This is a genomic window from uncultured Turicibacter sp., assembly GCF_938044715.1.
Taxonomy (GTDB): Bacteria; Bacillota_I; Bacilli_A; order MOL361; family Turicibacteraceae; genus Turicibacter; species Turicibacter sanguinis.
Genome location: NZ_CALIOS010000080.1, coordinates 1 through 24,722 on the forward strand (window position 1 = coordinate 1; position 24,722 = coordinate 24,722).

The 24,722-nt window shown below is 34.9% G+C and carries 25 protein-coding genes; 20 read left to right on the top strand and 5 right to left on the bottom strand.

What is annotated here, in order from left to right; genetic code table 11:
* Positions 1-310 precede the first annotated feature (310 nt).
* The 5 genes from QWC74_RS08565 (at position 311) to QWC74_RS08585 (ending at position 7,208) form a co-directional block, all read left to right on the top strand.
* Positions 311-541: a hypothetical protein gene (locus QWC74_RS08565; RefSeq protein WP_006785744.1), complete on the top strand. Its 231-nt coding sequence runs from the start codon at positions 311-313 to the stop codon at positions 539-541.
* Between the two features lie 508 nt (positions 542-1,049).
* Positions 1,050-2,729, top strand: a complete 1,680-nt coding sequence (aspD, locus tag QWC74_RS08570; RefSeq protein ID WP_006785746.1) for an aspartate 4-decarboxylase — start codon at positions 1,050-1,052, stop codon at positions 2,727-2,729.
* 271 nt (positions 2,730-3,000) lie between these two features.
* Positions 3,001-3,615 carry a sugar O-acetyltransferase gene (locus QWC74_RS08575; protein WP_006785747.1) on the top strand — a complete coding sequence of 205 codons (615 nt, stop codon included), beginning with the start codon at positions 3,001-3,003 and terminating at the stop codon, positions 3,613-3,615.
* Between the two features lie 173 nt (positions 3,616-3,788).
* Positions 3,789-5,558 carry a beta-galactosidase family protein gene (locus tag QWC74_RS08580; RefSeq protein WP_006785748.1) on the top strand — a complete coding sequence of 590 codons (1,770 nt, stop codon included), beginning with the start codon at positions 3,789-3,791 and terminating at the stop codon, positions 5,556-5,558.
* A gap of 186 nt (positions 5,559-5,744) precedes the next feature.
* Positions 5,745-7,208, top strand: coding sequence for a S8 family serine peptidase (locus QWC74_RS08585; protein WP_006785750.1), 1,464 nt, complete (start codon positions 5,745-5,747; stop codon positions 7,206-7,208).
* 92 nt (positions 7,209-7,300) lie between these two features.
* Here QWC74_RS08585 and QWC74_RS08590 read toward each other — a convergent pair whose 3' ends face one another.
* Positions 7,301-8,188, bottom strand: a complete 888-nt coding sequence (locus QWC74_RS08590; RefSeq protein ID WP_006785751.1) for a helix-turn-helix domain-containing protein — start codon at positions 8,186-8,188, stop codon at positions 7,301-7,303.
* 139 nt (positions 8,189-8,327) lie between these two features.
* On the opposite strand from QWC74_RS08590, the gene QWC74_RS08595 reads away from it, so the two are divergent.
* The 7 genes from QWC74_RS08595 (at position 8,328) to QWC74_RS08625 (ending at position 12,223) form a co-directional block, all read left to right on the top strand.
* Positions 8,328-8,957: a sugar O-acetyltransferase gene (locus QWC74_RS08595; RefSeq protein WP_006785752.1), complete on the top strand. Its 630-nt coding sequence runs from the start codon at positions 8,328-8,330 to the stop codon at positions 8,955-8,957.
* A 9-nt stretch (positions 8,958-8,966) separates the two neighbouring features.
* Positions 8,967-9,788: a Cof-type HAD-IIB family hydrolase gene (locus QWC74_RS08600; RefSeq protein ID WP_006785753.1), complete on the top strand. Its 822-nt coding sequence runs from the start codon at positions 8,967-8,969 to the stop codon at positions 9,786-9,788.
* 34 nt (positions 9,789-9,822) lie between these two features.
* A complete protein-coding gene (locus QWC74_RS08605) occupies positions 9,823-10,206 on the top strand; it encodes a VOC family protein (RefSeq protein WP_006785754.1) in 384 nt (127 codons plus the stop codon).
* A gap of 124 nt (positions 10,207-10,330) precedes the next feature.
* Complete coding sequence (locus QWC74_RS08610; protein WP_288993977.1) at positions 10,331-11,389, top strand: low specificity L-threonine aldolase; 1,059 nt, start codon at positions 10,331-10,333, stop codon at positions 11,387-11,389.
* 172 nt (positions 11,390-11,561) lie between these two features.
* Entirely contained in the window at positions 11,562-11,744 is a 183-nt protein-coding gene (locus QWC74_RS08615; RefSeq protein WP_006785756.1) for a hypothetical protein, read from the top strand.
* Positions 11,745-11,878: 134 nt separating this feature from the next.
* On the top strand, positions 11,879-12,004 hold the full coding sequence (locus tag QWC74_RS08620) for a hypothetical protein (protein ID WP_006785757.1): 126 nt from the start codon (positions 11,879-11,881) through the stop codon (positions 12,002-12,004).
* Positions 12,005-12,007: 3 nt separating this feature from the next.
* Positions 12,008-12,223, top strand: a complete 216-nt coding sequence (locus QWC74_RS08625; protein ID WP_006785758.1) for a hypothetical protein — start codon at positions 12,008-12,010, stop codon at positions 12,221-12,223.
* A 47-nt stretch (positions 12,224-12,270) separates the two neighbouring features.
* Here the strand turns inward: QWC74_RS08625 and QWC74_RS08630 are convergent, their stop codons facing one another.
* Positions 12,271-13,236, bottom strand: coding sequence for an asparaginase (locus tag QWC74_RS08630; protein WP_055163996.1), 966 nt, complete (start codon positions 13,234-13,236; stop codon positions 12,271-12,273).
* 231 nt (positions 13,237-13,467) lie between these two features.
* Between QWC74_RS08630 and QWC74_RS08635 the strand changes: the two genes are divergently transcribed.
* The 4 genes from QWC74_RS08635 (at position 13,468) to QWC74_RS08650 (ending at position 18,835) form a co-directional block, all read left to right on the top strand.
* On the top strand, positions 13,468-14,142 hold the full coding sequence (locus tag QWC74_RS08635; RefSeq protein ID WP_006785760.1) for a response regulator transcription factor: 675 nt from the start codon (positions 13,468-13,470) through the stop codon (positions 14,140-14,142).
* Positions 14,139-15,182 carry a cell wall metabolism sensor histidine kinase WalK gene (locus tag QWC74_RS08640; RefSeq protein WP_006785761.1) on the top strand — a complete coding sequence of 348 codons (1,044 nt, stop codon included), beginning with the start codon at positions 14,139-14,141 and terminating at the stop codon, positions 15,180-15,182. Before QWC74_RS08635 ends, QWC74_RS08640 begins: the two co-directional genes overlap by 4 nt.
* A gap of 138 nt (positions 15,183-15,320) precedes the next feature.
* Entirely contained in the window at positions 15,321-17,078 is a 1,758-nt protein-coding gene (locus QWC74_RS08645; protein WP_006785762.1) for an ABC transporter ATP-binding protein, read from the top strand.
* Complete coding sequence (locus QWC74_RS08650) at positions 17,078-18,835, top strand: ABC transporter ATP-binding protein (RefSeq protein ID WP_155222990.1); 1,758 nt, start codon at positions 17,078-17,080, stop codon at positions 18,833-18,835. Before QWC74_RS08645 ends, QWC74_RS08650 begins: the two co-directional genes overlap by 1 nt.
* Positions 18,836-19,057: 222 nt before the next feature.
* Here QWC74_RS08650 and QWC74_RS08655 read toward each other — a convergent pair whose 3' ends face one another.
* From QWC74_RS08655 to QWC74_RS08665, 3 genes are all read right to left on the bottom strand, one after another.
* Positions 19,058-19,717, bottom strand: coding sequence for a YafY family protein (locus QWC74_RS08655; RefSeq protein ID WP_006785764.1), 660 nt, complete (start codon positions 19,715-19,717; stop codon positions 19,058-19,060).
* Between the two features lie 26 nt (positions 19,718-19,743).
* Positions 19,744-20,931 (bottom strand): M20 family metallopeptidase, encoded by a 1,188-nt coding sequence (locus tag QWC74_RS08660; RefSeq protein WP_006785765.1) that lies wholly within the window; start codon positions 20,929-20,931, stop codon positions 19,744-19,746.
* A 158-nt stretch (positions 20,932-21,089) separates the two neighbouring features.
* Positions 21,090-22,187: an SLC13 family permease gene (locus tag QWC74_RS08665; protein ID WP_006785766.1), complete on the bottom strand. Its 1,098-nt coding sequence runs from the start codon at positions 22,185-22,187 to the stop codon at positions 21,090-21,092.
* Between the two features lie 327 nt (positions 22,188-22,514).
* Between QWC74_RS08665 and QWC74_RS08670 the strand changes: the two genes are divergently transcribed.
* The 4 genes from QWC74_RS08670 to QWC74_RS08685 all read left to right on the top strand — a co-directional run bounded on the left by QWC74_RS08670 (position 22,515) and on the right by QWC74_RS08685 (position 24,674).
* The gene (locus QWC74_RS08670) at positions 22,515-22,817 is read left to right on the top strand and encodes a hypothetical protein (protein WP_006785767.1); all 303 of its coding nucleotides are present in this window, start codon (positions 22,515-22,517) and stop codon (positions 22,815-22,817) included.
* 90 nt (positions 22,818-22,907) lie between these two features.
* Complete coding sequence (locus tag QWC74_RS08675) at positions 22,908-23,480, top strand: hypothetical protein (protein WP_040763733.1); 573 nt, start codon at positions 22,908-22,910, stop codon at positions 23,478-23,480.
* A gap of 50 nt (positions 23,481-23,530) precedes the next feature.
* Complete coding sequence (locus tag QWC74_RS08680; RefSeq protein WP_040763731.1) at positions 23,531-23,896, top strand: hypothetical protein; 366 nt, start codon at positions 23,531-23,533, stop codon at positions 23,894-23,896.
* A gap of 409 nt (positions 23,897-24,305) precedes the next feature.
* The gene (locus tag QWC74_RS08685) at positions 24,306-24,674 is read left to right on the top strand and encodes a DUF2935 domain-containing protein (protein WP_055163978.1); all 369 of its coding nucleotides are present in this window, start codon (positions 24,306-24,308) and stop codon (positions 24,672-24,674) included.
* Positions 24,675-24,722 lie beyond the last annotated feature (48 nt).

Below are 24,722 nucleotides of genomic sequence, written 5' to 3' on the forward strand. Positions count from 1 at the left end.
CTGTTTATCCTGATAAAATTAAATGCTTATCTTGAAAAATTTTCAAATCAAAAGTTACTATTTATGATATTTGGAAGTTTTTTAGTGAATAATCGCCTTACAACTATTTTTTATGACATGTTTTAAAGTAACGCCCCTTTGGCATTTTGGGATAGTGCATGTTTCAGCACTTAATGCGCAAGAAGGCTTTACGCAGTTTGATAGTTATTTTTACGATTGTTACCCAAATAACATTCCGTTATTTCTATTTGAATTAGGCGTGTTACATTTATTTAAATGACTAGGCATTAGCAATGATTACATAGCACGTATGCTTGTTAACATTGGTTTTGTGCAATTATCACTCATTTGTTGGTATGTCTTTATTAAACGCTGCGATGGGATGGTGCGAGCGAAAGAATCAGCAATGATCTCTATTGCTCATCAAGGGATCATTTTAATTCCCATGGCCGTCTTCTTGCCTAAATTCTTTGATACTTTTGGAGATAACTTTGGATTGATTAAGAATTTATTTGAAACAGAGATGCCGAATGGATTATAGGGTGTGATGTTTGCTCAACTGTTATGAGATATAATCACAGCGATTGTGACGGTCATGATCGCCCTTCGTCCGCTCAACGAATTAAAACAATTAGAAAAAGAACAAGAACAGATTGCGGGAAAAATTGAAAAAACAACATTAAAACCGACTATGGAAGGATAGTGCAAAGGCGCTAGGATTAATCATCTTAGCTCTTTTATTTTTGAAAAAAAGGGACAATCCATTTCAAAAGTTAATTTTTTCAATCTGTAATAGGTTGACTTAAAATTTGGAGATGTTATAATTTATCTCGCCGATTATTAAAAAGTAAAAAAAATGTCGAAGGAATATCAAGAATCTATCAAGCTAAAGAGAGGTTAGATGAAATTCTTAACGTCGTATTTGATTCTTATTAGACATGAAAATATATTGATCAAGTGAAGATTGATGTTGTATTAAGACTGAAAAAATTAAAGAAGTGAGAGATAAAGGATTGATTGATTTAATCAGTCATGAAAGGGCGTAGCGTATGACAACTAATGTACAATCGATTAAACAAATGATTGAAAAAGTAGGACATTTAAGTCCATTTGAGCTAAAAGATGAATTAATTCATCTAGCACAAAAAGCAGAAAATAAAGTGGGACGTCCGATGTTAAATGCGGGCCGAGGAAATCCAAATTGGACAGCAGCCACACCTCGTCAAGCCTTTTTTACCTTTGGTCAATTTGCTGTTGAAGAAACACAACGTGTTTGGTGTGAGAAAGATTTAGCGGGGATGCCGGAACAAGCCGGTATTTATGAACGTTTCAAAAGATATAGTGAAGTGTATGCGGAAGCACCAGGAATGACCTTGTTAAAAGAAATCATTGAATATGGAATCCAAAAACATGGATTTAACGAGGATGAGTGGGTTTATGAATTGACGGATGCTATTATTGGTGATAATTATCCAGTGCCGGATCGTATGCTCGTTCAAACAGAACAAGTAGTCAAAGATTATATTGTCAAAGAAATGGGAGGCAATTTGTTGACTTCAACACATGATTTATATGCCGTTGAAGGTGGGACTGCGGCCATGTGCTATATTTTTGACTCGTTAATGGCCAATCGTATTTTAAAACAAGGAGATAAAATTGCTTTATTCGTCCCGATTTTCACTCCATATGTTGAAATCGCAGGATTACCGAATTATGATTTTGAAATTGTTAAAGTATATGCCTCAGAAGTCAATGAGGATGGTCGTCATACATGGCAGTATCCAAAAGAAGAGTTAGATAAATTAGCTGATCCAAGTATTAAATTAGCCTGTATCGTGAATCCAAGTAATCCTGCATCTGTTGCAATTAATGATGAATCGATGGATTACTTAAAAGCAGTCGTTGAAGAAAAAAATCCTTATTTGATGATTGTAACAGATGATGTATATGGAACATTCTGCGATGATTTTAAATCGTTAATGATGACGATGCCTTATCACACCTTAGGCGTTTATTCGTATTCAAAATACTTTGGGGTAACAGGATGGCGTTTAGGTGTGATTGCGCTAGCACAAGAAAATGTCTTTAATGATTTAGTCAAACAGTTACCAGAAGATGAAAAGAAAATCTTACGTAAACGATATAAAGCCTTAACGGTGACACCAGATCAGATTCCATTTATTGATCGTATTGTAGCAGATAGTCGTCAGGTCGCTTTAAATCATACAGCTGGCTTATCAACGCCACAGCAGGTTCAAATGGCGTTCTTCTCGATTTTTGCTTTACTTGATCAAGAAGAGACGTATAAAAATCAGACAAAAGAGATTTGTCGTCGACGTAAGGAATTAATTTATGCACAGCTTCCATCTCTTGCTGAAAAACAGGATCGTTATACGACTTCTTACTATAATCAAATTGACTTATTAGTCTGGGCGCGTCTTCAATATGGAAATGAATTTGTGAGTTACCTTTTAGATCACTATCATCCACTCGAATTTTTATTTGAATTAGCAGCCCGTTATGGAATTGTGTTATTAAATGGAAGTGGATTTGAGGGACCGACTTGGTCGATTCGTGTATCGTTAGCCAATTTAAAGGATGAAGATTATACTGAAATTGGACAAGCCATTGGTGAGTTATTTGAAGATTATGCAACAAAATGGAAAGCACAGGGAACGACTCTTTCCACGATTGAAAGTGAAGGCAAAATTGAATCATTCATGTGGTAAAGAAAAAATCTAGTCAAGATAAATTGACTAGATTTTTTTTATGAATGGTTAGTATCGAGCAAGAAAGAGGGAATCGAGATAAAAAGGCCAAGTTGAAGGCCCTATCGCCGCCTTTCAGATGCAAAATTGATGAAATCAGCTTCAAACATTAAATTTCTTTTGTCAATGAAAAGTTAGAGGAATTAAATTTAAAATAGTCCTCTTTTTTTAATTACTTTTCGTAATTTTTAGATATAATGAAGTTATATCCATAAAGATAAGGGGAATTAAAATGGAACTGAAAGAACTAAAGGAAAGAATGTCTCATCAAAAGTTATATTATTGTAATCACGATGAGTTAATCAAAGAACAAACCATTTGTCTTGAGCGGTTATATGATTTTAATCAAACACGTCCGTCTGAGCATGAAAAGCGACTGGCTTTATTAAAGAAAATGTTTGCAAGTATCGGCGAGAATTGTTATATCGAACCGCCACTTCGTGCAAACTGGGGAGGAAAACATGTTCATTTTGGAGACGGTGTGTATGCAAACTTTAATTTAACACTTGTTGATGATTGTGAAATTATCGTCGGTAATCATGTGATGTTTGGGCCTAATGTCACCGTGAGTGCGGGAACTCATCCCATTCATCCTGAGTTAAGACGTAAGCAAGCTCAATATAATCTTCCGATTAAAATTGGAAACAATGTGTGGATTGGAGCAAATGCCGTTGTCTTACCAGGCGTGAGTATTGGTGATAACACGGTCATTGGAGCGGGAAGTGTCGTCACAAAAAATATTCCTGCCAATGTGGTAGCTGTTGGAAATCCTTGCCGTGTTTTACGAGAAATTAATGAACAAGATTTGACCTACTATCATCGAGATATGATCATTGATATTGATTAACACCTAATGAAACCTTATCCATTTTAGATAAGGTTTTTTTACACTGAATATTAGAAAATGACAGATGTGATAAGAGCGTTTTTATAGTAAAATATATCCAGGAAATGAGGTTCTTAAGAATCCAATCTCTAGATAGAAAGAAGACAGAGAAGTAAAAGATGAGGAGCAAAAAGATGAAAACATTTGAAGTGAAAGAAGAATTCTTAGTGGATGGAAAGCCAACTAGAATAATGTCGGGAGCGATTCATTATTTTAGAATAATGCCCGATCATTGGGAGCATAGCTTATATAATTTGAAGGCGTTAGGATTTAATACGGTGGAGACTTATGTTCCGTGGAATCTTCATGAAATGCGTGAAGGGCAGTTTGATTTTACTGGAGGTAAAGATTTAGTGTCGTTTGTGAAAAAGGCCGAAGAAATCGGACTGATGGTTATTTTAAGACCCGGACCTTATATTTGTGCGGAGTGGGAAAATGGGGGATTGCCTGCTTGGTTACTTAATTATCATGACATGAAAATTCGTTGTGATGATGAGTTGTTTTTAGAAAAGGTCGAAAATTATTTCAAGGTGCTATTACCGTTAATTGTGCCATTACAAGTGACAAAAGGCGGACCCGTTATCATGGTGCAAGTTGAGAATGAATACGGGTCATTTAGTAATGATAAATTGTATTTGCGTGCTTTGAAAAAGATGATTGAAGACGCAGGAATTGACGTGCCATTGTTTACATCTGACGGGGCATGGGAGCAGGCATTGATGTCAGGAACCTTAATTGAAGAGGAGGTATTGGTAACGGCAAACTTTGGGTCACGAGGGAATGAAAATTTTGATGTCTTGCAATCCTTTATGGAAAAGCATGATAAAAAGTGGCCATTGATGTGTATGGAATTTTGGTGTGGGTGGTTTAATCGTTGGAATGAAGATATTATTTTGCGCGACGCTGATGAGGTGATGACGTGTATGAAAGAATTATTACAACGTGGGAGTTTGAACCTGTATATGTTTCATGGGGGAACAAACTTTGGATTTATGAATGGTTCTTGTGCTGGGAAAATTGGGAATTTACCACAAGTCACCTCGTATGATTATGATGCCTTCTTAACAGAATGGGGAGATCCAACGAAAAAATATGAAGCAGCACAAGAATTGTTAAAAGAATTATTTCCAGATATGATTCAGCAAACACCTAAATTAAGAACAAAAAAAGATTACGGGCTCATTCCACTAAAACGTAAAGTGTCATTATTTAAGACATTATCTTCGTTAGGGAAAAGTGAGCAAAGTATTTGGCCCAAAACATTTGAACAATTAGGGAGTGGTTATGGGTACGTCTTGTATCAAACAAAGGTGATCGGTTCTACCAATTCAGAGCGTATCAAATTAGTAGATACAAGTGATCGTGTTTCGGTGTATGTAGACGAAGTCTTTTATTTAACACAAACACAAGAAGAAATCGGAACCGAATTTAATCTTCCACTTCAAGGGGAACATGAATTGTCCTTGTTAGTCGAAAATATGGGACGTAATAATTATGGGGCAAGGCTGTTAGCTCCTACTCAACGAAAAGGAATTCGTGGAGGTGTGATGGTGGATCATCATTTTGAAACAGAGTGGGTGCAATATGCTTTGTCATTTGAAACGATTGGTGACGTGGATTTCACAAAAGGATGGATTCCAAATACACCAGCATTTTATGAATATGAATTTGAAGCACACGAATGTGAAGATACATTTTTAGATTGTAGCACGCTTGGAAAAGGGGTTGCCTTTATCAATGACTTCAATCTCGGTCGATACTGGTCAGTAGGACCGATTCAATATTTATATATTCCAGGGCCTCTTTTAAAAGTAGGGATTAACAAATTGGTTCTTTTTGAAACAGAAGGTGTTGTAGCTGAAAGGATTGCGCTAAAAGACCATCCGGTTTATGTCAAAGGTTAACGTCTAGTTAACCTTTTTTTAGTGAAAAATAGTGTATATTTTGTTATAATTTAGCGAGTTATAGTACTTGTAGAGGGAGAGAACTAATGAAGTTAACAAAGTATATATTATTAATATTAGGTTTTATATTGATTAGCGAATGTGAGGTTTTAGCACATCATCTTTCATTTGATAGCCAGCGTTTTTATGGATACACAGACTATCACTTCATGGAGTGATGAATTTTGGGGAATGGACTATCTTGGAATTAATTCCTATCGAGACTATTTAATTCAAGAGGAAAAAGATGATGAGCTTGTCGTTGCGGTTATTGATACGGGAATTGATCCCACACATCCTCTATTTGAAAATAAACTATCAGATTTTGGATATAATTTTGTGAACCGAGATGAAGATCCATTTGATGATAGTTATAATAGTCATGGAACGCATGTAGCAGGAATCATTTCCAAGGCAACCGCAGGCTTAGACAATATTAAACTTTTACCATTAAAAGTGTTGGATTCGCGCGGGAAAGGAACTGTTTCAGCGCTAGTTGAAAGTGTGAAGTATGCCAAAGAAGCTGAGGTCGACATCATCAACCTAAGTCTTGGGTTGTATCCCTATTATCATTCAAAAGCGTTAGAAATGGCCATTTTAGAAGCAATCACCTCCGGCATTACAGTCGTCATTGCTTCGGGAAATGATAATATCGATACGATGAATAGTTGTCCCTCTCATTTAGAGGATGCGATTATTGTATCTGCTATGGATTCGTCGTTGCAAAAAGCAGTCTTTTCAAATTATGGAGCACATGTTGATGTGGTCGCACCAGGTGTTGATATTTATAGCACGGTTGCAGGTGGAGGATTTGGTTATTTAGATGGAACATCAATGGCTGCACCACATATTAGTGCGATGGCTGCTTTATTAAAATTAAATAATCCGACGTTAATGCCTCATGATATTGAAGAAATTTTGATTGAAATAGCTGATGATCTAGGAGAAGTGGGATGGGATCCTTACTTTGGATACGGGGTTCCGATTTTATCTAAGTTATTACCGGGACGAGCTCTCACTGGAATCGTCTTAGAGGTAGATACGCTTGATTTAAAAGTCGGAGAACGTATGAATTTGAATGTATTATTTATCCCAACTCATGCAACTATTACAGAAAATTTAAGTTGGAGCAGTTCTAATGAATCGGTCGTCATGGTTAATGATGGAGAACTGATTGCCAAACAAGTAGGTAAGGCAGTCATTGAAGTTAGAACCGGGACTCATGTTGCGAGTTGTGAGGTAACGGTTGAAGAAAGTCAGATAGAGCTTCAATCAAAGGAACTAAGTGAAAAAATCAGTGTCACCGAACAGTCAGCTATTAAAGAAGAGAGTCACAATGATTACTCAATTTTACCCGTTGAACCAATAGAAGAAGAGATTCAAAGAAATCAACAACCGATTTCAAAAACAATCATTGTTGAAGAAGTAGAACAATTAGAAGATGAAGAACCACAACTTGTCACAGCGTTTGAGATGATCGAAGAAGTTGAAAGTGTGAGCCAAAGGACATTTGAGAAAGACACAACAAATAAAGTGAAGGTTGGACGAACTTTTTGGTTATTTGCTTTCCTTTGCACTGGAATGGTCGTGCTGTATAAGAGAAAGCAGTAAGCGTGACATGAGATGAAAGTAGGTTTCTTTATTGAGAGTGAATTTTAAAAAAACTCCGAATCGTGGACTTTTTGAAGGACGATTCGGAGTTTTTAGTGTTTATGTTTTTTTCGATAGTCTGAGGGCGTACAATTCAGTTCTTTACGGAACGTTTCAGTAAAATAACTTGAACTGTTAAAGCCACATTGAAGGGCGATTTCAGTAATGGTATAGTTCGTCGTTTTAAGCAGGAAAAGACTTTTTTCTAGACGGTACTCGGTTAGATAACCAATGGGCGATTGATTGAGAAATTTTTGAAATATTTTACAACAGTTGCTACGACAAACATTCCCAGCTATCGCAATATCGTTTAAGGTGACTTTGGCGGAATAATTTTGTTGAATGTAACTAATCATTTGTCGCAAGGGCCCAATTCCTTTATCCAGAAATGACTCGTGTGCAGTTTGATCTTGTTTAACATGGTGATAAAGTTGGTAAGCAATCGTATAAAAAAGGCTCATGATTTGTAATTCGAATCCTTCTGATTGCTTTTGGCAAAGTTGATGTAATTGTTTTAAATGTTCAATAAATTGTCGTTGCCAAGTAATCTTTGGATCAAAGATAAAAAAGGGATGAGAGGAGTCTTGTTTAAGGGGATTGACGTAGTGATCGGCTATTCGAGGAATGGCAGAAATGAGAGAAGGTGGAAGTAGGATACAAATAAATTCACACTCATCACCATTACTTGAAAAACCGTAATGCATGTGTCCAGAACTTACAAAAATAGCTTGTCCTTCCGTCAAAAGATAAGGTTTTCCATTGATTGAATAGGCCATTTTTCCGTGTAAGATAATCGTAAATTCAAAATCATCATGCCAATGATTGGCAGCTGACATATTTGGATAATCACTAAGTCTTGCAAAGTTTGAGCGAATGCAAAAGTCAGTGAAGTTATAGGCTACATCCTCAGAATGGTCTTGAAATAATTTAAGTTCTAACATAGATAAACCCTCTTTGAAAAATATAATTGTTATAAGTTAATAGTCTATTATGATAGTAATTCGAAAAATTATAGACTATTATTATAATATAGCACATGTGAGCAGACAATTAAAAGTTTGAGAAGTAGGAGAGAGTAACATGACGATGCGAGAACGAATGGCAGCAGGTCAATTATTTACAGACAATTGCGATGGACTAGCAGAAGACCGTCAAAATGCTAAGAGAAGAATGAAAGCTTTTAATGAGACAGGCCCTGATGAGATTCAAACAAGAATTCAACTCATGAACGAGATGTTTGGCAAGGAAACGAAAGCTTGGATTGAACCTCCTTTTTATTTTTGTTACGGATATAATATAGAGATTGGCGAAAAATCCTATGTGAATTTTAATTGTCAATTTGTGGATGATGGGAAAATAACGATTGGTAAAAAAGTAATGTTTGGACCTGGGGGCACAATTGCAACAGTTGGTCATCCCATTAATCCAAATTATAGAGAGTATATGTATACTGATGCCGTGATAATTGAAGATAATTGTTGGATTGGAGAGGGTGTTGTGATTTGTCCGGGGGTTATCATTGGTGAAAATACAGTCATTAGAGCAGGGAGTGTGGTGACCAAGAGTATTCCAGCCAACTGTGTAGCTGTTGGAAATCCATGCCGTGTTCTTCGAGAGATTAATGAACAGGATTTAAAATATTATTATAAAAATCGTGAAATAACAGTAAAAGATTTAGAAGAAGAGGCAGTATGTCGTTTGAAAGGATGAGTTAGAAGGATGAACCCTTATAAAGTGATTGTGATGGATGTGGATGGAACATTAACTAATAAAGAAAAGAAAATTACCCAAAAGACCAAAGCAGCGTTAAAGATGGCACAAGAACAGGGGATGATTTTAGTCTTGGCATCTGGACGGCCAACCAGTGGATTGTTAAATCTAGCGAAAGAACTTGAAATGGATCAGCATCAGGGATTATTAGTGAGTTACAATGGAAGTCAAGTGATTGATTTAAGCACGAAAACGATTTTATTCAATAACCCCCTTTCCATATCAGAGGCGAAGTCAATCTTAAGACATCTTAAGCAGTTTAATCTAACGCCGATGATTGACGATGGAGTTCATTTATATGTAGAAAATGTAGACGGGTATTTAGTCGAATACGAAACAAAAGGTAATGCATTTATTTTAAAAGAGGTAGACGATTTAGAAGCATTTGTTGAGTTTGAATGTCATAAAATACTAACGAGTGGTATGCCTGACTATCTGGAGGAGATCTTTGAGGATATGAAGTATCCATTCAATGAGCAGTGCAATTGTATGTTTACAGCCCCTTTTTATGTTGAATATACAGCTAAAGGCATTGATAAGGCAAAAGCGTTAGAAACAGTCTTAAATCACCTAGGTTGCCAAAAAGAAGAAGTGGTAGCTTTTGGTGATGGACATAATGATGCTTCAATGCTCAAATACGTAGGCTTAGGCATTGCGATGGAGAATGCAGTTCAAGCGTTAAAAGACATAGCACATTTTGTCACGTTCTCTAATGAAGAGGATGGGATTGCGTATGCCTTAGAAAAATTTTGTTTAAATAAGAAGCTCTGAGTGAATTTAAAGAAATAGATGGAGTAGAAGACACATGAAAATTAATCATATGGCGATGTATGTCAGACAGTTAGAAGAGATGAAACGATTTTATATGCAATTTTTTGAGGCAACCTGCGGGGATAAATACCATAATCAAAAGACTGGTCTACAGACTTATTTTTTAACGTTTGAAAATCAGATGCGATTTGAATTAATGACACGACCTAATTTAGAGCGAGACCAAAAGTCTTTATATCAAACGGGATACATACATCTTGCGTTTAGTGTTGGGAGTAAAGAAAAGGTAGACGAGTTGACAAACTGTCTAAAAGAGGCAGGATACGATATTTTAAGTAGTCCTCGTACAACAGGAGATGGTTATTATGAAAGTTGCATTTTAGATCCTGAGGGAAACCAAGTTGAAATAACAATATAATAAAAGAAAGATTCTGATGGAATAGTCCATCAGAATCTTTTTGATATAAGATAAATTTAGCATATGATAGCGATATTTCTCATATACATGGTTAGCATGAGATAAAACGATGGGAGAGGTCGCTATGTATAGTTTTAAAAATGATTATAGTGAGGGGGCACATCCTAATCTTTTAAAAGCACTTCAGCAAACGAATTTAGAACAACATCAGGGTTATGGAGACGATGTTTTTTGTACCGAAGCCGCTCATTTGATAAAGGAAACGTTTATGTTAAATCACGATGAAATTCATTTTTTTGTGGGGGGGACACAGACGAATTTAACGGTGATTTCTGCTTTTTTAAAACCTTATGAAGCCGTGATTTCTGCGGATTCAGGTCATGTGGCAGTCCATGAAACTGGAGCAATCGAAGCAACGGGGCATAAAGTCATTCCAGTTTCTTCACATGATGGAAAATTGAGTGTTGCTCAAATAAAAGACGTATTAAAAACACACATTGATGAACATATGGTGAAGCCTAAGCTTGTGTATCTTTCAAATCCTACTGAACTCGGAACAATTTATCAAAAATCTGAACTTGAAGCCATTTATGAGTACTGCCAAGAACAGAATTTAATTTGTTATTTAGATGGGGCTCGGTTATGGTCAGCCTTATGCTGCGAGAAAAATGATCTTTTACCATCAAATTTGGCTCAGTTGACAGATGTATTTTATATCGGTGGAACGAAGATGGGAGCATTATGTGGTGAGGCACTCGTGATCAATCAGCCAATGCTTAGAAAAGATTTCCGTTTTAATATGAAACAAAAAGGTGCCTTATTAGCAAAGGGACGTATTTTAGGTCTTCAGTTTAGCGAGTTATTTAAAGACAATCTTTATTTTGAATTAGCCAATCATGCGAATGAGATGGCCAGATTATTGAAGGTCGGTATTAGTTCTTTAGGTTATCAGTTTATGGTCGACTCAGACACGAATCAGATTTTTCCGATTATTCCAAATAAAATTGTCGCCTTACTTGAAACTAAGTATCTTTTTACGAGATGGGATTCAACTAATCGAACTGAAACCGTCATACGATTAGTGACTTCATGGTCCACATCTGAAAAAGCGGTGAAAGAATTCATTCAAGACCTCAAAAAATTTACGGTATTAGAGTTAAGGGGTAAATTGATGGACTCGTGATAGGTGTTTGTCGTAGCATCATAACAAGGCAAGAAGATAAAAAAGGAGATTCATCTTAATGAAATACTACGTGGTTGAAGGGACGATTAAAAATCAAGAGGCAATGAATGACGATCTTTTAAAAGAGCATATGGCATGCACAAAAAAAGTGATGGATTAAGGACTAAGTTTGATGTCATCTTTAAAGGCTGATTTGAGTGGTGGGTTATTCATCATGAAGTCAAACTCTTACGAAGCAATAGCTGCTTATTTAAATGCTGAACCATTATTTAGGGCAGGAGTTCAAACCTATTGCATAACTGAATTGATGCCACATTATTTAATGCCTAATTCAAAAGAGTGGATTGAAGATTAAATAAAAAGATGACTGCCTATCCAGTCATCTTTTTGTTAGGAGATAGGATTGTGAATAAGTTTGCAAGCGTTTTTGATTAGGGTTTGAAATAATAATGATCTAATTTAACTAACTTAAAAGAGGGGGATATTAAAATGAATGTAGAACAAATTAATCAAGAAGTTGAAAAAATTGAAGCAGAAATAGAAACACTGAAGGAACATCGTTGCGATTCATTAGTTTGTACAACAAATGAATATGAAACATCATCGAAGATTTAAGATTTGCTAGAAAAAAGAACAGAATTATATTATCAATTAAACCTAGTAGGACAAGCGTCAATTCCTACTGAAAATGAAGATGAGGACGAAATAGAAAAAGTACGTCATCAAGAAAAAATAGAAATCGCCAGAAATTTATTAGATCTGTTAGATGACGAAGTGATTGCCACTAAAACAGGCTTATTAATCGATGAGGTTTATGCTTTAAGAAATAAATAGTATGTCAAAAAACATTATCCTGGGGGTGTTAGGATAATGTTTTTTGATTAATAGGTTGAAAAATAGCGATTGATAATTTTCTGATCTTTTGTTTTAGTAAGGGCAAGTTGTAACAAAATACGTGATTTTTGGGGATTAAACGTATTGGCATTGTTTTGAGCCGAGATATTTCCAGTGAAAACACGTGTACTTAAAATAAGAGGATATTCTTGCGCTAAAAGGACATTAATGGCATCAAGCCAATGTTTGCTTAATTGTCCATCACCTGCTGTAACGATTACCAATCCATCATGCTGACTGGCTAGATAAGGTAAAATACTAGGGTCACTATCAATCGTGAAATAGGCCATTCCAACCGATGGAAGTCGATCCAAACCGGTAATATCAAAGTCTGAGTGAATGGTATGCGGTTTGGTGGTCATTAAATAGAAATCAACTTTATGATCACGGATAAATCCAATCGCTCCAAATTTCCCTGAACCAAAGGCGTCGGTTTGAAAGGTACTAATTTTTTTAACATCGCGTGCACAGTAAATGGCATTATCAAAGACAACTAACACGCCTTTATTGATGGCATCTTCATGGGTGGCAACGACTACAGAGTCGTAAAGATTTAAGGGACCATCTGCACTGATAGCTGTTGCAGGTTTCATAGAACCAGTCAAAATCACGGGTTTTGTCGTTTTAAGCGTTAAGTTTAAAAACATGGCAGTTTCTTCTAAGGTATCAGTCCCATGAGTAATCACAAATCCATCCATATCTGGGTCATCGTTGTGTTCATGAATGGCATCCACAAGTTTTTTCCATTCATTGAATGTGATATCATCACTATTTAAATTGCTAATTTGAATGGCACTAATGCGAGCAGTTTCTTTTAAGTTTGGAATATCAGCTAAGATTTCATCAATTGAGATGACACCTGCTTGATAGCCTGTTGTATTTCCTTCAGGACCACTTCCGGCAATTGTACCACCGGTTGCTAAGATGAGAATATGTTTTAATTTTTTTTTCATAATTTAAGCACTCCTTAAATCTCAAAATTAAAGTTTGAAATGAGATAGATTATGTCACTATTTTGTAGAAATTAATCTCTTTGTATACCTTAAATCTAGGATATCTATGACAGAAAAAGAAATGATTTTTTGTGTCGCAATAAGATCAGTTTATGTACAGTTTATTGTTCTTTGATAAAATAGTAATGATAAGAATTTTAATGATTCAATCAATCAGGTTGGAGGCAAAAGATGATTAATATATTAGTCGCAGAAGATGATAAGCATGCTAGAAAATTATTAGAAACATTATTGAAGCGGGAAGGATATACTGTGTTTACTGCCGAAGATGGTGAAAAGGTATTGGAAATCTTAAGTATCCAACATATCGATTTAATCATTTTAGATATTATGATGCCTAAAATGGATGGATTTGAAGTGGCTAGATTATTAAGGGAAGCGAATTTTACGATGCCGATTTTAATGGCTACAGCAAAACACTTACCAGAAGATAAGAAAAAAGGTTTTATTGTTGGAACTGACGATTATATGACCAAACCTATTGATACTGAAGAAATGCTTTTAAGAATTCGAGCACTTCTTCGTCGATCTCAAATTGTAAATGAACGAAAATTAACGATTGGTAAAGTAAGGTTAGATTATGATGCGTTAACAGTGACAAGAGAAAATGAAATTCAGACCCTTCCGCAAAAAGAATTTTATTTATTATATAAATTACTGTCTTATCCTGGACGCATTTTCACACGAATTCAATTAATGGATGAAATTTGGGGAATGGAAAGCGAGACAACCGATACAACGGTTAATGTTCATATCAATCGTTTAAGAAATAAGTTTTCGAACTATCCTGAATTTGAATTGATATGTGTTCGTGGACTGGGGTATAAGGCGGTTAAAAAAGTATGAAGGCAATCAAAAAAAGAATTACCCTAACCCTTTATTTTTCTCTTTCTCTTTTTGTGATGTATTTAATTACATTTGCAATTACGGGGGCTTTAATGTCTTTTAGTCTTTTGTTTGGATGGATTAATGAAAGTACTTGTGAGAAGCCAATTATTATTATGCTGATTACGTTAGTATCGTGTATTATTGTGGGGACTATTATTTCAACGGTTGCGAGTAAAAGAATGTTAAGTTCAGTTAGAATGTTTATGGACGCTATGAATCAATTAGCTAGTGGGGATTTTTCAGCTAGATTAAATATTACACATCCCCCTGAATATGAGTTATTGTCTGAAAATTTTAATCATATGGCAGAAGAATTAGCAGGAATTGAAGTTTTACGAACGGATTTTATTAATAATTTTTCTCACGAATTTAAAACCCCGATTGTTTCAATTAAAGGATTTGCTGAAATTTTAAAAGATGATTCATTAACGAAAGAGGAAAGAGAAGAATACCTTGATATTGTCATTGAAGAGTCAACCCGTCTTTCAAATTTAGCGACAAATGTTTTGACGCTTTCTAAGGTCGAAGCACAGTCTATTTTAAGCGACCAACAATTATTTAATATTGGGGAACAAATTCGCCAATGCGTGTTATTATTAGAAACAAAATTAGAAAAAAAACAGTTAATTCTGAATGCAGATATTCAAGATTATCATTACTTTGGGAATAAGGAAATGTTAAATCAAGTGTGGTTAAATATACTTGATAATGCGATAAAGTTTACCTCACAAAATGGAATCATTGATATCAGTATGAAGAAAGTTAGCAATTCAATTGTTATTACTATTAGTGATACAGGAGTTGGGATTGCGGCTGAGGCTATCCCTAAAATATTTGATAAGTTTTATCAAGAAGATACGTCTCATGCCACGATGGGAAATGGCTTAGGCTTATCTATTGTCTATAAAATCATTCATTTACATAAAGGAAGTATAGCCTGTGAAAGTACCTTATCAAGAGGAAGTTCATTTACAATTGAGTTACCCAATATAATCTAAAAGAAAGAATTCTATTTTATTGATCATGTCATAGAATAGAATTCTTTTATTTTTATACATTAAAAAAGTAAAAAGTTTTTTTCAGTTAATCTTTTTCCTGTATCCTACATTTATCATTAGGAAAAGGAGTGAGTTAATATGATAAAGATTTTTAAACATTTAAAAGTAAAAGAATGGATTCTTTTTGCTATTAGCTTCATCTTTATTGTGGCTCAAGTCTGGTTAGATTTAAAATTACCGGACTATATGAGTGAGATTACGCGATTAGTTCAAACACCAGGAAGTGAGATGAATGAGATTTGGGTGGCTGGGGGATACATGCTCTTGTGTGCATTAGCTAGCTTAGGAACCTCATTTATTGCAGCGGCTATTTCAGCTAAAATTGCGGCGAACTTTTCAGCACGATTGCGTTCAGGATTATTTGATAAAGTCCAATCCTTCTCAATGGAGGAAATTAATAATTTTTCAACTGCGAGTTTAATTACACGCTCAATGAATGATATTAATCAAGTGCAAATGTTTATTGTCATGGGGTTACAAATGTTAATTAAAGCACCTATTATGGCATTTTGGGCGTTAATGAAAATCTATGATAAAAGTTGGCAGTGGACGTTGTCAACAGGAGTTGCTGTCATGGTTTTATTCATCATTGTTGGAATCTGTATGATCATTGCATTACCTAAATTTAGAAGAATTCAACAATTAACGGATAATTTAAATCGAAGTGCTCGAGAAAATATTAGTGGTTTACGTGTGATTCGTGCCTATAATGCAGAGAAATATCAAGAAGATAAATTTACGGTAGCGAATAATGACTTAACGTATAACAATTTATATACAAACTCTGTTATGGCAAGTTTAATGCCAAGTATTAGCATGATTATGAGCGGTTTAAGTCTTGCTATTTATTGGGTTGGGGCTATCTTGATTAATGACGCGACATTACCATCAAGAATGGAAATTTTTTCGGATATGATTGTTTTCTCATCTTATGCGGTACAAGTAGTCATGGGATTTATGATGTTAATTATGGTATTTATTTTACTTCCACGTGCTACTGTTTCGGCTAAACGAATTAACGAGGTATTGGAAACAAAATCAGTGATTAAAAATGGTTCGTTGACTCAATCGCCAGCAGGAATGAGTGGTGAAATAGAATTTAAACGAGTGAGCTTTAAATATGCTGATAGTGATGATTATGTATTAGAAGATATATCATTTACAGCAAAACGTGGAGAAACCATTGCCTTTATCGGAGCGACAGGTTGTGGAAAAAGTACATTGGTTAATTTAATTCCACGCTTTTACGATGTCAGTGGGGGTGAAATTTTAATCAATGGGATTAATGTAAAAGAATATGACCAAAAAGCACTTCGTAATAAATTTGGTTATGTGTCTCAAAAAGCGACTTTATTTGAAGGGACTGTTCAATCGAATGTTGCATTTGGAGAGAATGGAAAAGGAACACAAGGATTAGAGACAGTAATGGATGCAGTTCAAATTGCACAGGCTTCTGAATTTGTTGAGAAAATGGACAACAGTTATGAAGCTCATGTGGCTCAGGGTGGAACCAATTTATCTGGTGGACAAAAACAACGTTTATCTATCGCAAGGGCGATTGCTCGACGTCCTGAAGTTTTAATTTTTGACGATTCATTTTCAGCGCTTGATTACAAGACTGATCGACAATTAAGAAGTATTCTAAAAAAAGAGACCATTGGAACAACGTTATTAATTGTTGCTCAGCGTATCGGAACCATTAAAGATGCTGATAAAATTATTGTTTTAGAAGAGGGGCGAATCGTCGGAATGGGCTCACATGATGAGTTGATGGAAAATTGTGAAGTTTATCAAGAAATTGCTTATTCTCAACTTTCAAAGGAGGAGCTTGCGTAATGAGAAAAAAAGATAAAAATGAAAGTAGCCTGATTAAATTAGTTCATTATTGTCGTCGCTATCTTCCTATGATGATCATTGCACTAATTGGTGCAGGGATTGGAACAGCCTTAACCTTATTTGGGCCAGATAAGCTATCAGAAATGACAGATTTGATGACTGAGGGATTATTTGGTGAGATTGATATCGAAGCCATTAGTTCAATTGGGATGACATTAGTCATCATTTATGGAATTAGTTTTGTGTTATCACTTTCTCAAGGCTTGATTATGGCAAATATAACGCAAAAGGTTTCGAAAAATTTAAGAACAGATTTATCTAAAAAGATAAACAAGCTACCCATGTCTTATTATAATAAGACAACAACAGGTGATATTCTTTCTCGAGTAACGAATGATGTGGACACAATTGGACAAACGTTAAATCAAAGTGTTGGAACTTTAATGACGGCAATTTGTTTGTTCCTGGGATCTTTGATCATGATGCTTAAAACAAATGTGTTATTAACCATTACCGCAATTTTAGCTACTGTAATTGGTTTTGTTTTAGTAGGATTTATCATGAAAAAATCACAAAAATACTTCTTAAAACAACAAGAAGGCTTAGGAAAAATAAATGGTCATATTGAAGAAGTTTACACAGGGCATACGATTGTGAAAGCCTATAATGCTGAAAAGCAAATGGGAGATATCTTTGAATCGATGAATCAAGAATTAAAGCAAAATGGATTTAAGGCGCAGTTATTAGCAGGTCTTATGATGCCATTAATGACCTTTATTGGAAACCTTGGATATGTTGCAGTTTGTATCGTTGGAGCTGTCCTTGCAATGAATGATGTCATTTCATTTGGAGTGATTGTGGCCTTTATTATGTATGTTCGCTACTTTACACAACCCCTAGCACAAATGGCACAAGCAGCGCAAAGCTTACAATCAGCAACAGCGGCAAGTCATCGTGTCTTTGAATTTTTAGAAGCGAAGGAAATGGAGGATGAGAGCCATAAAATAAAACGACTTGAAACAGCTCAAGGAAATGTAGAGTTTAAAAATGTGACATTCACCTATGAAGGGACAACTCATCCGGTTATTAAAAATTTCTCGACAAAAGTAAAACCAGGTCAAAAAATTGCGATTGTTGGTCCAACAGGTGCTGGAAAAACAACACTTGTTAACTTACTCATGCGATTTAATGAAATAAATGGTGGAGCGATTTATATTGATGGTACGCCAATTAATCAATTAACCAGAGAGAACATTCATGATTTATTCTGTATGGTTTTACAAGACACTTGGTTATTTGAAGGATCAGTGAAAGAAAATTTAGTTTATAATCAAGCGCATATTACGGATGAACAAATTGAAGAGGCTTGTAAAGCGGTGGGATTACACCATTTTATTCAAACGTTACATCATGGTTATGATACGATTTTAGATGATAAATTGAATCTATCAGCTGGACAAAAACAACAATTAACGATTGCACGAGCGATGCTGAAAAATTCACCGATGTTGATATTAGATGAAGCCACAAGTTCCGTTGATACGAGAACAGAGCTTATTATTCAACAAGCAATGGATCAATTAATGGAAGGTAGAACCTCTTTCGTGATTGCACATCGATTATCAACGATTAAAAATGCAGATGTGATTCTAGTTTTAAAAGATGGCGACATTTTAGAAAGTGGAAATCATGAATCGTTATTAGCTAAACAAGGATTCTACGCAGAATTATATAACAGTCAATTTGAACAAGCATAAAAGATGAGCCATCTCTAGAGTGACTTAAAACAACATCCTATCTAGTCAATTTAGGCTAGATAAGGTGTAAAGGGATATGCAAAGAAAGGGTTAAAAAATGTGATGGTTTGAGTTGTGAATTTTCGACATTTCATGGAAGAAATGTTAGAGAAAAAGCAGTCAATTTTTCATTAAATAAAGCAAAAGCACCTCGTTAATCTCCATGAGGTGCTTTTGCTTTATTTAGTTGTTAAATGAAATATCCGGTTTTTCTTGTTGAGCTTGATAGGGAATCATAGATTGATTGAAAGGTTTATTTAAAACATCGACCTTGACAATTTGAGTGATTGGAATTAGCATATAGTCTTCATGATAACAATATAAGCAAATTCCAACCGGCTTTAAGACATAAGAGATAGGGATGACGGTTAGGCGTTTTTGTCTTATTTCCAAATCTATATAAGAGTTGGTTTGGATGGCATGGTCAAGTTGTTGATAAAGCTCACCTTTTCGATCAAAGGGATTATCATCTAAATCAATGACGAAATAATGATTTAAGTGATTTAAGATTTGTGAACATCGCTTAGGTTCCATCAATTGATACTTATCAATTAAAAAGGAATGACTAATGTTTTGACTGAACTGCTGTCCGATGTATAACGACGTAATTAATGACTCGTAGTCACTTTGTTTTAAAACTTGCTTCGCAATGATATAATTCTGATCGATTTCAATGCCACCATTTTTTCCTCGGGTGGATATAATCGGAATACCAAGAACACATAATTTGTCAATATCACGTTGAATCGTCTTCGTTGAAACATCGAAAGTCTCCGCTAATTCTTTAATGGTTACTTTTGAGTGGCATTTTAATAAATAAAAGACGAGTTCTAATAATCTCATTTTGTTACCTTTCTGATTGATTTTGATTATTTAGCGTGATTTTTTAGCCACATGATAGCACAATAGGTATGCATCGCGGCTCCAGTCGCTAAGATGTCTTCATTAAACACGACTTTTTCATTATGCATCGGTTCTCCATATGAAGGATCTTCTTGTTTTGTTCCAGCACCAAGCATCATATAAACACTTGGAACTTCGTATGAATAAGAGGCGAAATCCTCCGATCCCATACCGCCACCTTCAAATAAGACTACAGCTTGTTCACCAACTAAGTCTTTGACATAAGTCGTGACTTCTTTTGCTAAGTCTGTATCATTGGCTAATGGTGGAACTGAAGATAATTCAATAAGTTCTGCTTCTCCTCTAAACATTTTAGCAGTTGAGGTCACAATTTCGTTCATACGGTTAAAAATGAATTCACCGAGTTCTTTATTCAAACTTCTAATCGTTCCTTCCATGATCACTTCTCCTGGAATGATATTAGGAGCGTCTCCACCGGCAAATTTTCCGATGGTTAGAACAGCAGGTTGTGTTGGTGATACTTCACGAGCAATAATTTCTTGCAAAGAAATGTAAATATGAGCTGCAATATTAATCGGATCGACTCCAAGTTCAGGCATGGCTCCATGGCATCCTGTTCCTTTAACTACAATTCTAAAGCGATTGCATCCTGCAATACTTGTTCCAAGCCCACATAAGACAACGTTTGAAGGAGAACCTGAGTGAACATGCATCGCCATGGCGGCATCAACCTTTGGATTTTCAAGGACTCCCGCTTCAAGCATTTTTTTAGCTCCTGTAAATCCTTCCTCATCTGGTTGGAACACTAGTTTAATTGTTCCTTCGATTTGATTTTGATTTTGTTTAAGTAATTTAGCAGCTCCAAGTAACATTGCGGTGTGCATATCATGTCCACAAGAATGCATGCATCCATTTGTCGATTTAAAATCGCAACTTGTTTCTTCTTTCATAGGAAGTGCATCCATATCTGCTCGTAATAAGAAGGTTTTTCCTGGATTTGGTCCTGAAATTGTGGCAACAATTCCGCTCTCACAAATCTCTGTCGGTTCGTAACCAAACTCCATCAGTTTATTCATGACAAACGCTTTTGTTTTTGGAAGTTCGGCACCTACTTCAGGATTTTCATGAATAAATCGTCTATATTCTATCAGTTCATCTTTTATTAATTGTGCTTGATTCATAAATTCATTCATTTAAGATTCCTCCAAGTTAGTTTATGTTTTCTGTAAACAAATCATATCAAAAAAATAGGACATATAGGGTCCAATTCAAAATTATTTTTACCAATTTTTAAAAAAATATAAAAAAGATTAATTAAAAAAATAAATTAATCTTTTCATTTAATATAGAATTATAAGGATATTAAGAATAATAGGGTCAGGATGAAGAGTAGAGACACATTATATAACGTAAATACTTTTAAATATTTTGCCGTTTGATTCGGATAGGTTTGAGCAAATAATTTATATGAAATGACGCTAGCTAGTGAGGCAATTAGGGTTCCAAGTCCACCGATATTGACTCCGATGAGGAGTGATTTTGCATAAGGTGTGAAAGTTGAGAGTAAGATAGCGGCCGGTACATTACTAATGATTTGTGAGGAAAGAATCCCTGCCAAATAAGTTTTTGGCTCAGTTTGAAGCATTGCTTGCATCCAGTGTGTTAATGCAGGAATAGAAGAGATATTCCCGATAAAAACAAAGAAAGCAATAAAGGTTATGAGTAGTGCGTAATCTACCTTTTTGAATAGGGAACGGTCTGAAATTAGGACGAATAAAAGAGTCAAAATGAACGTCCATTCTACTTTTATGAGATGAAACACGGACATTAAAATGATGCCAAGTAAAAAAGAATAGGCTAATACCTTTTTAGGTTGTTCGATGTTTGTGCAAGATAATTCAGCTTGCAGAGGTTCTTTTTTATCCCTTAACACAATAACAAGTAGTAAGGCAAAGGACATAAGCCCGAGTGGAAAGGTTATTTTTAAAAATTCACTCGGTGATAAATGGTAATAAGAATATAAGTATAAGTTTTGTGGGTTTCCAATCGGGGTGAGGCTACTTCCGAGGTTTGCGGCGAGCGTTAATAAAACGATGAGTTTAATCGCGTCGAGGTGTGTTGATTTGACTAAGATGAGCGCTAACGGCACAAAGGTAATTAAGGCAACATCATTTGTAATGATCATGGCCATGAAGAAGGTTAATAACATTAATCCAAGGGTCAGTTGTTTCGTATTTTGACAACGACTTAAGATGAGTGTTGAAATTTTGTCTAAGACATTGAGTTTTTTAAAAGCAGCGACGACAATCATCAAGTTAAAAAGTAACATTAAAACATTAAAATCGATATGTGAGGTGTGTAAACCTGTAAAAAAAGAGGATAGTAGTGCTAAACAGGAAGCAATCACGAGTACGATTTCTTTTTTAATCCAATTCTTTAGTGTATTCAAAATTATTCCCTCCAAATTCTTTCAAACCTTAATTATACCATAATTAGCATTAACTGTTATAAGGCAATAGGTCTTAGATTTTCATTTTGTAACAGATAAATAAATTTTCAAGGAAAAATCCTTACGGTCGGATCAGTTACGGATGAAAAAAGTTTTTTTAAGGTCACGCTAAAAGGATTGAAAAGACACAAGGAAAAGTTAAGTCAGACTTCTTAGATAAGAGGATTTTAAGTGCTACAACTATCTTAAATTAATTTAACCATTGACGATATTTTATGATAAACTAAATAAAGTGAACGAATTTACAATGAATACTGGAGTGTAAAAATGACAGCATTAGAGAAAAAACTACAACAGGAAGTCATCAAAAACTGTGAAGTAGCAGAAAAAGAGTATGACTGCAAAATGACAAGATTTCTCCAAACCATTGAACGATTTGGAATTGTGAGAACTGCACAAGAAATTTTAAGAAAAGGCAGAACATCAGACTGTTTTAATCAGTTAGCTGAAGCGGGACGCCTTGATTTAACGATGGAGGCCACAATTATTAAAAGTGAATATTCTGAGTTATTCACGGATGAAGAAGTTAATGATTGTTATGCTTTATTATGTGAAAGGGGATATTACTAAACATTGTCCTCATCAAAACAAAAAACCATTATCGATATGAAGATAATGGTTTTTTGTTTTGTTATTATTTAATAAATAGGATACTAAATAATGATGGATAATAGTTTAGGAAGTCATAAAATGTATCGTAAAAAAATCATCTTATTTTTTTTACTAATCTCCGTATCGAGTATGTTCTGTTTTCCTAATTTGAAGATAAGTCCATCGGCTCAAAAAGTTGAGGAACAGCAATTAAAAATGGCAACGATTACCTTTAATCAAGAGATGAAAGTGAGTGATCCTAATTATAACAGAGTATCGCTTGAACAAATCAAGGAAATTGCCAATTTAGATTCGGTTCAATCAGTAGAGTATCATTTAGGACTTGAGCTGTATAGTGAGAAGTTGAAACTTCCAAATGAACTCGCGAAAGAAGGAGACAAGGCTTGTTCTACCGTTCCTATCACTCAATTTATTACAAATGGTGTCACTCATACGCAAGTTGCTATCTTAAAGGAAGGCATCATGATATTCAAAGAAGGGCGAAGTTTTATTGAGGATGAACTAAAGAAAACGACTTTTGAAAAAGTACCAGTCTTAATTTCAGAAGAGTTCGCAACCCTCAATTATTTAAGATTAGGTTCAGATTTTACATTAGATAACCGTGTTTATGTGATCCATTAAGAAATCTTGAAGAATTAGACTTAGAAAAAGTTTATGCCGAGGAGAATATAATGGCCAGCGAAACATATGAATTTGAAGTGATTGGTATTTTTTTACCAAATAAAAGTAATGAGATTCAAGCAAATGTCCTATCAAACACCCTATTTGTTCCTGAGAGTTTTATTGAAGCAGCACTTGCCTTTCATTTAAATCGGGAACATCAAGCCCATCAGCAAATGTATGATCAGGAGTCTTGGTGGGCGAACTACGAAATTGAATACCACGTTTTGTTCCAAAATCAAAAGGCTAGTATGCCATTATTTATTTTAAAAGATTGTGCAGATTGGGAAAAATTTAAGAAAGAAGCGAATCAAATTTTGTTTCCTTACCATCAAATTGAGAGCGTGACGACACGAGAGATTTATAAAGTATTTTGAGGACGAAAGGCATGTAGACTAAAAACGTATCTTAATTCAGAATTGATTTCTGTTACGATATGTTGTTTCTTTATAAATAGTACAGATGGTGCCCTCATAGCGTCCAAGGGATCTCGGCGCAATCCGATTAGTAGAAACGGCCATCCCCATTAAGTTATCTAATGTATAATTTGTTTACACAAGGCTGGTTGAATGAGTTTTTTTTAAAATAAGTAACCCTACTTTTACATAATGAAAAAACTCATAATCCATTGATCTAATTTTGAACAAGTCTGTTAAGTTGATCATGACATAGCTTAAGCTTCCTAATTCATTATTGGAATATTAGAAAATCTTATCTCACTAGTAGCATTCCTGAATATTTAAATACATAGAATTGTAGAGACATTACTTTTTTAGGGGGAATATGATGAATGATCAGAGATATGTTACGTTATCACTCGAACTACACTTATATTTTTTAAGAATCATGAAGGAACACTCACTTTTTTTGGAAGCTGGATTCACGCCACAAGACTCCGGACTTGCTTATGAAGCAGAACAGTATAAGTGTGAATTTGAAAAATTATTAGCCTATACCGTGGGTGTTAGTAATGGAATAATAAGACCCAACGTTTTAAATTCTGGCGAACTGATAACTGAATTCACATTCGGGACAGAGGCAAAGACTCAAATGTTTACTGGGATAGAAATAAACAGTAGTATAACTAATATAGAAGCAGGGTTATACAGTGGAACGAATCCTTTGGTTAGCCCTAATTTAGTAAACTATGGATAGGTTACAATTAATTAGACAGTTTTTTTAAGGTCATGTAGAATTATAAAT